Raw genomic sequence first — 12,516 nt, forward strand, 5'->3', positions numbered from 1 at the left:
AATTTTTTGAAAAATTATATCAAATCAAAACTATAAAATTAGCTTAAAATAAACGATATATTTTAAATTAATTTATGCTTTCTGTATTCAATATTTTTCTCAAATTCATCTAAACGTTTGTAAATGCTACGTAATTGTGTGATAGTTGTCCAATTAGTGATAAAAATGCTAAATGAAGATCTAACTTGATCAAAAGCATTACCAACTTGTATTATAATTCCAAGTTGTATAACCCCTAAAAACAAGCTTGGAGCCATAATTAAAAAAGGCACTATAACCATGATTTGCTCAAACAAATAAAGCCATATATTAAAATACCCATAGTGTAAAAATAATCTTTTATAATTAATTTTAAGTCCAGTAAATAAACTTAAAATATTTTCATCACTTGCGTAATTTTTTCTATCATCTTCAGCAAAAACAAGCTCTTTTCTAAAAGCAGCTTCGGCTTTTTGATTGTTATATTCAAGTCCAGGTAGTTTAATACCTACAAACCATGATATGACAAGACCTCCTAAAGAAACTAAAAACGCTATCCATACCAAAGAGCCATTAATATCTTTTAAGATAGGCAAGTTAACATGCGTGCTTAACATCCATAAAATTGGTACAAAAGCAATTAAAGTCATAATTGCCTTAACAAAAGCTAGTCCTAAACTTTCTATGATTTTTGAAAAATTATAAATATCTTCTTGAATTCTCTGTGAGCTACCTTCTATGTTATCATCTTTTTTTTGCCAAAATTTAATATAATCAAAAGTCATAGCCTCACGCCATTTAAAAGCATATATGCTTCCAAAATATTGCGTGATGGTAGCGATTAATACATAAGGTAGTGCTAAATATAAAAATTGCTTAATAAAATGGTAAAAATCATCTATGCTATGATTTTTCGCATCTTGTAAAACATCATAAAATTCTTTATACCACTCATTTATTGCAACATTAATAGAAGTTTGTGCTAATAAAGAAGCTAGCAAGAACAGTAAGCCTAAATAAGCCCATAACACCCACTTTCTTGAATAAAAAAATGACTTAAACATTTAAATTTCTTTTAACATTTTTTCATAGTGCTTTATTGTGTGTTTTTTTGCTTTAAATATTATACTAAAAATCACAATAAAACAACTCGCAATTAAAAACCCAGGAATGATCTCATAAATTGCTATAAAATTTGAACCAAAATGTTTATAAAATATAACAGTTAAAGCTCCACTAATCATTCCAGCTATTGCACCTTCTTTGCTCATGCTTTTATAAAATAAAGAAAATAAAATAACACTCCCAAAACTAGCTCCAAAACCAGCCCAAGCATAAGAAACTATGCTTAAAATTTGACTTTGAGTATCAAGTGAAAGTATAAAAGCTACACATGCTACGATTAAAACGCCTAAGCGTGATAGTAAAGTGATGTTTTTATCACTTGTTTTTCTTTTTAAAATTTGCGTATAAAAATCTTGTACCAAACTAGAAGCACATACTAGCAATTGAGAGCTTGCAGTACTCATAATAGCGGCTAAAATAGCACTAAGTAAAATTCCTGCTACCCAAGGATTAAAAAGTACTTGAGACATTACTATAAATATTCTTTCAGGATCATTTAAAGTAAGATTAAATTTAGCAATATAGGCAATACCTAAAAATCCTATCATAGCAGCACCAAATAAAGAAACCACCATCCAAGTTATACCTATGAAGGTTGCTGTGGGAATTTCTTTTATGTTTTTTATAGAAATAAAACGGATTAAAATATGAGGTTGACCAAAATATCCAAGCCCCCAAGCTAATGTAGATATTACAACTAGCCAACCACCGCCATCTAGACCAAATGCTTGAGGTTTTACATCATTTATTGTAGAAAAAGCCTCTCCAAAGCCACCAAGTTCGAAAATCATCACAAAAGGAATAATGATTAATGAACTCATCATTAAAAGTCCTTGTATCATATCAGTCCAACAAACAGCTTTGTACCCACCTAAAAAAGTATATAAAACAATAACCAAAAATCCAATACTTAAGGCAAAAACATAAGATAGATTAAATACGCTTTCAAAAAGCTTAGCACCACTTACCAATCCAGCACTAATATAAATAGTAAAAAATACCAAAATAACTACCGCACAAATGCTTCTTAAAATATGACTATCATCATGAAAGCGACTTTCAAAAAAATCAGATATTGTGATGCACTCTTTGGCTATCTGAGAAAAAATTTTTAATCTTTTAGCAACAAAAGTCCAATTTAAAAACATACCAAAGCTTAAACCTATGGCTATATAAATTTGTCCTAAACCAGCTGCATATAAAGCACCAGGAAAAGCCATTAAAAGCCAGCTACTCATATCAGAAGCACCTGCACTTAAGGCAGATATTACAGGACCCATGGAGGCATTGCCAACAAAATAATCTTTGCTATTTTGATTTTTTTTGTAAAAATAAAAACCTATAAAAAGCATTAAAAATGCATAGGTGATAAAAGTAATAACAATAGGATAAGAAAGTTCCACGCTTTGTAAATTCATAAGTATCCTTAAAAATTTAAAAAACTATCATTCTACTTGTTTTATTTTAAAAAAACATTATAAAAATTATTTTTTTGTTTTTATTTCAATGCTTTATAAAGTTTTTTTGTTACAATTTTCAAAAAAATAAGGATAATTAATGAAAAATCTTTTGATTATAGGTGCAGGTGGTGTAAGTCGCGTTGCAACTGTAAAATGTGCAATGAATAGTGATGTTTTTAGTAAAATAACTTTAGCAAGTAGAACTAAAAGTAAATGTGATGAAATAGCTACTTTTATTAAAGAGCGTTTGGGTGTTGAAATTCAAACTGAGCAAATAGATGCAGATGATACATCTGCTGTTGTAGAGCTTATTAAAAAGACAGAGGCTGAAATTTTACTAAATGTAGCTTTACCTTATCAAGATCTTACTTTAATGGATGCGTGTATTCAAACTAATATCCACTATGTAGATACTGCAAATTATGAGCATCCTGATTTAGCTAAATTTGAGTATAAAGAACAATGGGCAAGAAATGAACAATTTAAACAAGCAGGAATTTTAGGGCTTTTGGGAAGTGGTTTTGATCCAGGCGTGACAAATGTATTTTGTGCTTATGCACAGCAAAATTTATTTGATGAAATTCATTATATTGATATATTAGATTGTAATGCAGGTGATCATGGCTATGCTTTTGCAACTAATTTTAACCCTGAAATTAACTTAAGAGAAGTTTCTGCTAAAGGTCGTTATTGGGAAAACGGTAAATGGATAGAAACTGAACCTATGGAAATAAAAATGGAGTGGGATTATCCTGAAGTAGGGATAAAGGATAGTTATTTGCTTTATCATGAAGAGTTAGAAAGTTTAGTAAAAAATATCAAAGGCTTAAAAAGAATAAGATTTTTTATGACTTTTGGGCAAAGCTATTTAACCCATATGAAATGCCTTGAAAATGTCGGTATGTTAGGTATTAAACCCGTTATACATCAAGGCAAAGAAATAATACCAATAGAATTTTTAAAAACCTTACTTCCTGATCCTGCTAGTTTAGGTCCTCGCACTAAAGGCTATACTAACATAGGTTGTGTGATTCGTGGTATAAAAGATGGAAAAGATAGGCAAGTTTATATTTACAATGTTTGCAATCATGAAGAATGCTTTAAAGAAACTGGAGCACAAGCTGTGAGCTATACTACCGGAGTTCCTGCAATGATAGGAACAAAGCTAATCGCCAAAGGAATTTGGCAAGGAAAAGGTGTGTTTAATATGGAGGAATTTGATGCTAAACCTTTTATGGATGAGTTAAATACCCAAGGACTTCCTTGGAAAATTATAGAAATGGAGCCGAATTTAGGAATGTAATCTCAAGTCTTTTTTGACTTGAGAAAGTTTTAATAATGACGCAATTATTATTAAGTATAGATTGGACGCCTTTTTTAGTTTCCATAAAGCTTTCTATTATTACTTGTATAATTTTATTTTGTTTTTGCGTACCTCTTGCTTGGGTTTTTACTTTTAAACAATTTAGGGCAAAAAAAATTTTAGAAACTATAATAACATTACCTTTAGTTTTACCACCATCTGTTGTTGGTTTTTACTTGTTGATTTTATTTTCAAAATACTCTTTTTTTGGGAATTTTTTAGAAAAATACTTTAACATCACTTTAGCTTTTACCTTTGAAGGTTTGGTGATAGCAAGTTGTATTTATTCTTTACCTTTTATGTTTAATCCTTTATATAATGCAATGTCTATGATTTCTAAAAATATTATAGAAGCTAGTTTTTCTTTGGGAAAAAATTCTTTCACGACGCTTTTTAAAGTAATTTTGCCTAGTATTAAACCGGCTATACTCAGTGCTTTAGTGATAAGTTTTGCACATACTATGGGTGAGTTTGGTATAGTATTAATGATAGGTGGTTCTTTAAGTGGAGAAACAAAAGTAGCTAGTATTGCTATATATGAAAGTATGGAAAATTTAGATTTTACCACAGCTCATATTTATAGTCTTATACTTTTAATTTTTAGTTTTGTTGTTTTATTAAGTGTGAATTTATTAAAAAACAAATAGCAAAGACTTATTCTGTTGCGTAATAAAATATAGATAATTAAGAATATCAATCATTGAAACTAAATTATGTTAATAACTATAAGTGCCTATTTAAATTTTTTCTATTTCTTCTAAAATTTCGTTTTCAATGTTTAGTAAATCTTCATATGTTTTTTTATGATATTCTAAGAGACTATCATATTTAAAACCAAGCATTACTATATGGTATAAATTTGGTTTATATTTTCTCCAATTATACAAAGTGCTAACATCAATATCTAATTCATATACCATATCTCGCTTTGTTTTCTTCAAGCTTATATCCTTAATTACAAAAAATAAATTGTATAAAGTTTTTTCTTTATTAAAAACAATTGAAATATTAAATATATATTAAGTTATGTTGCGAAATGATTCAAAATCAAATTATGAAAATCAAAATAATAAATAAGGATTAAAATGGTTGGTTTAGATTTGTATTATTCAATAGAAAACAAACTTCCAAGAAAATATCATTGGTTTACAAATTGGTATATAAAATTTGAAAAACTAAACAATGTACAATTAAATGAAGTTGCGTTTAAATTATCAAATATAAAATTATAAATCCAACAAAGGTTTTTTGGATTTATAATTTTATATTTGGTACATTAGATATTGCTAGATTTGCTATAGGGCATTTTAAAATCGGTTTATTTAGACTCATATTTTACAATAATTGCTATCGTTTTTATTTTTCTTAAATATGAATCCTTATGATCCTTTAATAGGTTTTATTATATATATTCTTTTACTATGGAGGTCATGGACTGTGGATAGCTGATTTGTTTATGGTCGGAGTAAGTCTTAGAAATCAAAATCTAGAAAAAATTAATAATATTCTTGATGAAATTTTAGCAAAGGATAGTGTATGAATGCTGAAAACATAAAGCTTTATGGAAAGTGAAAAATATCCTTTTGAAATTATTTTTAAAAATGATTTATTTGAAGTAGCTGTTGGAAAAGTATCAACAAATAAAAATGAAATTTCAATAGGTATTAAAACATTAATCAAGAATTTTTCTTATAAGAAAAATTCTTGTTATTTTATTTTCCCATCTCATTTTGGAATTGAATTTTTAAAAATTTTTATTGGCGAAAGCAATAAATATAATTATAAAATTTTAAATACTATAGAACAAATAAGGAGTTTTAATGAAAATAATAAAAATATTAATTAGCATAATGTTTGTTTTTTTTCTTTAGTACTTGTTATGATACAACACCAAAATGTGATGATAAAGTAGCATTAAAACTTTTAGAAGAATTAACTAAGGAAGAATTTGAAAGTATCTATGTAGAAAGTTTAAATCTTACTAGAGTTGGAAATTTTGGTGTAAATACAAACGAATTAGCAAATAAATATAAAGAATATTTGAAAAATAGCAAAGTTGATTTTTTAAATTTCAGAACTCAAGAAGAAAATGTTAAATATAAATATAAACATTGCCAAGTAGACATTAGGGCAAATTTTCCAAATACACCTGATGAGATAAAAGCACCTTCTAATTTAGTAAAAAATTTATTAGGACGAGAACTAAAAGATAAATATAAAACTATTGTTAATGGAAACGGTATGGAAGAGTTAAGTTTATTTTATAGAGTGCAGTTTAGTGATGATAATAAACATGTTAATGCTGAATTGTTAGATTATTTTACATATATTTTAAGGATTGATAAGTTTTATTAATCCTTTTTAACACCTTAATTGTTGACTTTATATATTCTAAAACTTATAATGAATATATCTTATCTTAATTTACTCTTGTAAAAATTAAGCATATAAAATCAAAGGTTTGTCTAATATACTTAATAAAACTTTAAGCTTTTATTGCTATAATTTCATTTCCTTTTCAAATAAAAGGGAAATAAAAAGCTAAGATTTTTTGTCTTAATTTTTTAGTATTTGTTCTTTAAATTATTAATATTGTTAATCAAATCTTATAGTCAATCTTTGAAATCTAAATAAGTGATCGATTGAGCCAGAAAGATTTATTTTTAAATCTTAACAATCAACTTTTTCTTTGAAGAAAAAGATTAAACTTATCCAAATTATTTTTTATGGAGAGTTTGATCCTGGCTCAGAGTGAACGCTGGCGGCGTGCCTAATACATGCAAGTCGAACGATGAAGCAACTAGCTTGCTAGTTGTGGATTAGTGGCGCACGGGTGAGTAAGGTATAGTTAATCTGCCCTACACAAGAGGACAACAGTTGGAAACGACTGCTAATACTCTATACTCCTGCTTAACACAAGTTAAGTAGGGAAAGTTTTTCGGTGTAGGATGAGACTATATAGTATCAGCTAGTTGGTGAGGTAATGGCTCACCAAGGCTATGACGCTTAACTGGTCTGAGAGGATGATCAGTCACACTGGAACTGAGACACGGTCCAGACTCCTACGGGAGGCAGCAGTAGGGAATATTGCGCAATGGGGGAAACCCTGACGCAGCAACGCCGCGTGGAGGATGACACTTTTCGGAGCGTAAACTCCTTTTCTTAGGGAAGAATTCTGACGGTACCTAAGGAATAAGCACCGGCTAACTCCGTGCCAGCAGCCGCGGTAATACGGAGGGTGCAAGCGTTACTCGGAATCACTGGGCGTAAAGGGCGCGTAGGCGGATTATCAAGTCTCTTGTGAAATCCAACGGCTTAACCGTTGAACTGCTTGGGAAACTGGTAGTCTAGAGTGGGGGAGAGGCAGATGGAATTGGTGGTGTAGGGGTAAAATCCGTAGATATCACCAAGAATACCCATTGCGAAGGCGATCTGCTGGAACTTAACTGACGCTAAGGCGCGAAAGCGTGGGGAGCAAACAGGATTAGATACCCTGGTAGTCCACGCCCTAAACGATGTACACTAGTTGTTGGGGTGCTAGTCATCTCAGTAATGCAGCTAACGCATTAAGTGTACCGCCTGGGGAGTACGGTCGCAAGATTAAAACTCAAAGGAATAGACGGGGACCCGCACAAGCGGTGGAGCATGTGGTTTAATTCGAAGATACGCGAAGAACCTTACCTGGGCTTGATATCCTAAGAACCTTATAGAGATATGAGGGTGCTAGCTTGCTAGAACTTAGAGACAGGTGCTGCACGGCTGTCGTCAGCTCGTGTCGTGAGATGTTGGGTTAAGTCCCGCAACGAGCGCAACCCACGTATTTAGTTGCTAACGGTTCGGCCGAGCACTCTAAATAGACTGCCTTCGTAAGGAGGAGGAAGGTGTGGACGACGTCAAGTCATCATGGCCCTTATGCCCAGGGCGACACACGTGCTACAATGGCATATACAATGAGACGCAATACCGCGAGGTGGAGCAAATCTATAAAATATGTCCCAGTTCGGATTGTTCTCTGCAACTCGAGAGCATGAAGCCGGAATCGCTAGTAATCGTAGATCAGCCATGCTACGGTGAATACGTTCCCGGGTCTTGTACTCACCGCCCGTCACACCATGGGAGTTGATTTCACTCGAAGCCGGAATACTAAACTAGTTACCGTCCACAGTGGAATCAGCGACTGGGGTGAAGTCGTAACAAGGTAACCGTAGGAGAACCTGCGGTTGGATCACCTCCTTTCTAGAGTACAAACTGATAAGTCTCACAACTATCAGTTCATATATAGACTCAATCATCCTTGTTTAGATTTCAAAGATTGATGAAAAGCTAATTTTGGGGAATTAGCTCAGCTGGGAGAGCGCCTGCTTTGCACGCAGGAGGTCAGCGGTTCGATCCCGCTATTCTCCACCATTTATTAAGGGCCTATAGCTCAGCTGGTTAGAGTGCACCCCTGATAAGGGTGAGGTCACAAGTTCAAGTCTTGTTAGGCCCACCATAAAAAAGGTTTGTTTATCAATTCCAAATTAAAGTTTTAAAACTTAAAGTAAGTATATAAATAATAAAAATAATTAAAGTATTTTCTTTATTGATTTATTTTTAAATTATTTAAACTCTTTATATATACTTCCTTTAGGTTTTAAAGCCTAAGCTAAATAAATAATAGAATATATTTATATATTAGATTAGTTATTTAATGTTATTTGAATTATCATTGTTAAGAGTCACAAGCAAGTTTTAATAAAAACAATTTTACAGGACTTGTTAAAGGATAAAACCTAACTATCTTTTCTTTAGCTTTTAGTTAAAGACAAGTTTTAAACTCACAGCTTAGTTAGACTAATATTTTAGTTTTATTAAGTGTTTAAATGCTTTCCGTCTTAAGATAGTAAAGTCTTATCATAAAAACTTTAACAAGGAAGTGATGCGTTTTAGAATGAATTAAAAGGTAAGCTATTAAGAGCGAATGGTGGATGCCTTGGCTGGTAAAGGCGATGAAGGACGTACTAGACTGCGATAAGCTACGGGGAGCTGTCAAGAAGCTTTGATCCGTAGATTTCCGAATGGGGCAACCCAGTATATAGAAATATATACTACCATAATGGAGCGAACGTAGGGAATTGAAACATCTTAGTACCTACAGGAAAAGAAATCAATAGAGATTGCGTCAGTAGCGGCGAGCGAAAGCGCAAGAGGGCAAACCCAGTGCTTGCACTGGGGGTTGTAGGACTGCAATGTGCAATAGGTGAGGTTAGTAGAACACTCTGGAAAGTGTAGCCATAGAGGGTGATAGTCCCGTATACGAAAACCAAACCTTAGCTAGCAGTATCCTGAGTAGGGCGGGACACGAGGAATCCTGTCTGAAGCTGGGTCGACCACGATCCAACCCTAAATACTACTACCAGACCGATAGTGCACAAGTACCGTGAGGGAAAGGTGAAAAGAACTGAGGTGATCAGAGTGAAATAGAACCTGAAACCATTTGCTTACAATCATTCAGAGCACTATGTAGCAATACAGTGTGATGGACTGCCTTTTGCATAATGAGCCTGCGAGTTGTGGTGTCTGGCAAGGTTAAGCACACGCGAAGCCGTAGCGAAAGCGAGTCTGAATAGGGCGCTTAAGTCAGATGCTGCAGACCCGAAACGAAGTGATCTATCCATGAGCAAGTTGAAGCTAGTGTAAGAACTAGTGGAGGACTGAACCGATAGGCGTTGAAAAGCCCCCGGATGACTTGTGGATAGGGGTGAAAGGCCAATCAAACTTCGTGATAGCTGGTTCTCTCCGAAATATATTTAGGTATAGCGTTGTGTCGTAGTATAAGGGGGTAGAGCACTGAATGGGCTAGGGCATACACCAATGTACCAAACCCTATCAAACTCCGAATACCTTATATGTAATCACAGCAGTCAGGCGGCGAGTGATAAAATCCGTCGTCAAGAGGGAAACAACCCAGACTACCAGCTAAGGTCCCTAAATCTTACTTAAGTGGAAAACGATGTGAAGTTACTTAAACAACCAGGAGGTTGGCTTAGAAGCAGCCATCCTTTAAAGAAAGCGTAATAGCTCACTGGTCTAGTGATTTTGCGCGGAAAATATAACGGGGCTAAAGTAAGTACCGAAGCTGTAGACTTGATTTTATCAAGTGGTAGGAGAGCGTTCTATTTGCGTCGAAGGTATACCGGTAAGGAGTGCTGGAGCGAATAGAAGTGAGCATGCAGGCATGAGTAGCGATAATTAATGTGAGAATCATTAACGCCGTAAACCCAAGGTTTCCTACGCGATGCTCGTCATCGTAGGGTTAGTCGGGTCCTAAGTCGAGTCCGAAAGGGGTAGACGATGGCAAATTGGTTAATATTCCAATACCAACATTAGTGTGCGATGGAAGGACGCTTAGGGCTAAGCAAGCTAGCGGATGGAAGTGCTAGTCTAAGGTCGTAGGAGGTTATATAGGCAAATCCGTATAACAATACTCCGAGAACTGAAAGGCTCTTCAAAGTCTTCGGACAGCGAGGAGAATTGCTGATGCCGTCGAGCCAAGAAAAGTTTCTAAGTTTAGCTAATGTTGCCCGTACCGTAAACCGACACAGGTGGGTGGGATGAGTATTCTAAGGCGCGTGGAAGAACTCTCTTTAAGGAACTCTGCAAAATAGCACCGTATCTTCGGTATAAGGTGTGGTTCGCTTCGTATTAGGATTTACTCCGAAAGCGAAGAAACTTACAACAAAGAGTCCCTCCCGACTGTTTACCAAAAACACAGCACTCTGCTAACTCGTAAGAGGATGTATAGGGTGTGACGCCTGCCCGGTGCTCGAAGGTTAATTGATGGGGTTAGCATTAGCGAAGCTCTTGATCGAAGCCCGAGTAAACGGCGGCCGTAACTATAACGGTCCTAAGGTAGCGAAATTCCTTGTCGGTTAAATACCGACCTGCATGAATGGCGTAACGAGATGGGAGCTGTCTCAAAGAGGGATCCAGTGAAATTGTAGTGGAGGTGAAAATTCCTCCTACCCGCGGCAAGACGGAAAGACCCCGTGGACCTTTACTACAGCTTGACACTGCTATTTGGATAAGAATGTGCAGGATAGGTGGGAGGCTTTGAGTATATGACGCCAGTTGTATATGAGCCGTTGTTGAGATACCACTCTTTCTTATTTGGGTAGCTAACCAGCTTGAGTTATCCTCAAGTGGGACAATGTCTGGTGGGTAGTTTGACTGGGGCGGTCGCCTCCCAAATAATAACGGAGGCTTACAAAGGTTGGCTCAGAACGGTTGGAAATCGTTCGTAGAGTATAAAGGTATAAGCCAGCTTAACTGCAAGACATACAAGTCAAGCAGAGACGAAAGTCGGTCTTAGTGATCCGGTGGTTCTGTGTGGAAGGGCCATCGCTCAAAGGATAAAAGGTACCCCGGGGATAACAGGCTGATCTCCCCCAAGAGCTCACATCGACGGGGAGGTTTGGCACCTCGATGTCGGCTCATCGCATCCTGGGGCTGGAGCAGGTCCCAAGGGTATGGCTGTTCGCCATTTAAAGCGGTACGCGAGCTGGGTTCAGAACGTCGTGAGACAGTTCGGTCCCTATCTGCCGTGGGCGTAAGAAGATTGAAGAGATTTGACCCTAGTACGAGAGGACCGGGTTGAACAAACCACTGGTGTAGCTGTTGTTCTGCCAAGAGCATCGCAGCGTAGCTAAGTTTGGAACGGATAAACGCTGAAAGCATCTAAGCGTGAAGCCAACTCTAAGATGAATCTTCTCTAAGCTCTCTAGAAGACTACTAGTTTGATAGGCTGGGTGTGTAATGGATGAAAGTCCTTTAGCTGACCAGTACTAATAGAGCGTTTGGCTTATCTTATTTAAGCATCACTTCCTTGTTAAGGTTTTTACTTGAAGCTTTGGATGTGTAACAATAACCTAAGTTTGATAGAAACTTATAGGTAGAGTTTATATTAGAACTTGCTCTTAACATTGTTTTTTAAGTATTCTTAAATTTTATGTATTTTAAAAGAGTATTTAAATAACAATGTCCGTGATTATACAGATGTGGAGACGCCTTGCTCCATCCCGAACCAAGAAGCTAAGCACATCGTGGGTGATGATACTACGCCTTACTGGCAGGGGGAAAGTAGCTCATTGCGGACTTGTTAATTCTTATTATTCTTACTGCTTTTAATTATAATTCTTATATATTTTTATTTAAATTAATCTTTATTTTTATGTTTTTTAGTTTAATGTTTTATACTTTTTTGTTTTTAATTATCTTAGTTAATATTTTTTTAGTGATTTAGTTAGCTTTTTAAATTTATTCTTTAGTGGTTTTTAGTTTTTTAGATATTTTATTTCTTTAAGTTTTTATTTTATTATCTTGATTGGTATTTTTATCATTCTTTTTTAGTTGTGCTTTGTTTAATCTTTAATAATAACTAATTACTTAGTTTGTTTTTAGTTTTAGTTAAGCAATAGGTTTAATATGTATAATTTAGATAGTTTAGTTTTTCATTTATATTGGTTAGGTTGGTATAGTTATTGTTTTTAATTTTTGGTGATTATTTAAAGATTTTTTACTTTTAATGTTAGGTTTTTATAAAATTATAGA

8 protein-coding genes, 2 tRNA genes and 3 rRNA genes are annotated in these 12,516 nt (G+C 34.5%); 10 read left to right on the forward strand and 3 right to left on the reverse strand.

Annotated elements, in window-relative coordinates; translation table 11 throughout:
• Positions 1-62: 62 nt before the first annotated feature.
• Complete coding sequence (locus CORN_RS02330) at positions 63-1,043, reverse strand: putative transporter (protein WP_066006865.1); 981 nt, start codon at positions 1,041-1,043, stop codon at positions 63-65.
• On the reverse strand, positions 1,044-2,522 hold the full coding sequence (gene putP, locus CORN_RS02335) for a sodium/proline symporter PutP (protein ID WP_066006867.1): 1,479 nt from the start codon (positions 2,520-2,522) through the stop codon (positions 1,044-1,046).
• A gap of 139 nt (positions 2,523-2,661) precedes the next feature.
• On the opposite strand from putP, the gene CORN_RS02340 reads away from it, so the two are divergent.
• Together CORN_RS02340 and modB are read left to right on the forward strand one after the other, a co-directional pair.
• Positions 2,662-3,867: a saccharopine dehydrogenase family protein gene (locus CORN_RS02340; protein ID WP_066006869.1), complete on the forward strand. Its 1,206-nt coding sequence runs from the start codon at positions 2,662-2,664 to the stop codon at positions 3,865-3,867.
• A gap of 35 nt (positions 3,868-3,902) precedes the next feature.
• Positions 3,903-4,574, forward strand: a complete 672-nt coding sequence (gene modB, locus CORN_RS02345; RefSeq protein WP_066006870.1) for a molybdate ABC transporter permease subunit — start codon at positions 3,903-3,905, stop codon at positions 4,572-4,574.
• Between the two features lie 90 nt (positions 4,575-4,664).
• On the opposite strand, the gene CORN_RS02350 is transcribed toward modB, so the two are convergent.
• Positions 4,665-4,847, reverse strand: coding sequence for a transcriptional regulator (locus CORN_RS02350; RefSeq protein WP_066006874.1), 183 nt, complete (start codon positions 4,845-4,847; stop codon positions 4,665-4,667).
• Between the two features lie 165 nt (positions 4,848-5,012).
• Between CORN_RS02350 and CORN_RS02355 the strand changes: the two genes are divergently transcribed.
• The 8 genes from CORN_RS02355 to rrf all read left to right on the forward strand — a co-directional run bounded on the left by CORN_RS02355 (position 5,013) and on the right by rrf (position 12,062).
• Positions 5,013-5,159: a hypothetical protein gene (locus CORN_RS02355; RefSeq protein WP_158005122.1), complete on the forward strand. Its 147-nt coding sequence runs from the start codon at positions 5,013-5,015 to the stop codon at positions 5,157-5,159.
• A gap of 329 nt (positions 5,160-5,488) precedes the next feature.
• Positions 5,489-5,773 carry a hypothetical protein gene (locus tag CORN_RS02360; protein ID WP_066006871.1) on the forward strand — a complete coding sequence of 95 codons (285 nt, stop codon included), beginning with the start codon at positions 5,489-5,491 and terminating at the stop codon, positions 5,771-5,773.
• 8 nt (positions 5,774-5,781) lie between these two features.
• A complete protein-coding gene (locus CORN_RS02365; protein ID WP_066006872.1) occupies positions 5,782-6,282 on the forward strand; it encodes a hypothetical protein in 501 nt (166 codons plus the stop codon).
• Positions 6,283-6,650: 368 nt separating this feature from the next.
• A 16S ribosomal RNA gene (locus CORN_RS02370) occupies positions 6,651-8,163 on the forward strand.
• Between the two features lie 95 nt (positions 8,164-8,258).
• A tRNA-Ala gene (locus CORN_RS02375) sits at positions 8,259-8,334 on the forward strand.
• A gap of 8 nt (positions 8,335-8,342) precedes the next feature.
• A tRNA-Ile gene (locus tag CORN_RS02380) sits at positions 8,343-8,419 on the forward strand.
• Positions 8,420-8,867: 448 nt separating this feature from the next.
• Positions 8,868-11,775, forward strand: a 23S ribosomal RNA gene (locus CORN_RS02385).
• Between the two features lie 170 nt (positions 11,776-11,945).
• Positions 11,946-12,062 (forward strand): 5S ribosomal RNA (rrf, locus tag CORN_RS02390).
• The 16S, 23S and 5S rRNA genes sit together here with 2 tRNA genes alongside, the layout of an rRNA operon.
• Positions 12,063-12,516: the final 454 nt, after the last annotated feature.

The sequence above is a fragment of the Campylobacter ornithocola genome (assembly GCF_013201605.1).
Lineage (GTDB): Bacteria > Campylobacterota > Campylobacteria > Campylobacterales > Campylobacteraceae > Campylobacter_D > Campylobacter_D ornithocola.

Excerpts from the sequence above, each read along its gene's own strand:
- CORN_RS02330 (WP_066006865.1), bottom strand. The coding sequence starts at position 1,043 with ATGTTTAAGTCATTTTTTTATTCAAGAAAGTGGGTGTTATGGGCTTAT.
- putP (WP_066006867.1), bottom strand. The coding sequence starts at position 2,522 with ATGAATTTACAAAGCGTGGAACTTTCTTATCCTATTGTTATTACTTTT.
- CORN_RS02340 (WP_066006869.1), top strand. The coding sequence starts at position 2,662 with ATGAAAAATCTTTTGATTATAGGTGCAGGTGGTGTAAGTCGCGTTGCA.
- modB (WP_066006870.1), top strand. The coding sequence starts at position 3,903 with ATGACGCAATTATTATTAAGTATAGATTGGACGCCTTTTTTAGTTTCC.
- CORN_RS02350 (WP_066006874.1), bottom strand. The coding sequence starts at position 4,847 with ATGGTATATGAATTAGATATTGATGTTAGCACTTTGTATAATTGGAGA.
- CORN_RS02355 (WP_158005122.1), top strand. The coding sequence starts at position 5,013 with ATGGTTGGTTTAGATTTGTATTATTCAATAGAAAACAAACTTCCAAGA.
- CORN_RS02360 (WP_066006871.1), top strand. The coding sequence starts at position 5,489 with ATGGAAAGTGAAAAATATCCTTTTGAAATTATTTTTAAAAATGATTTA.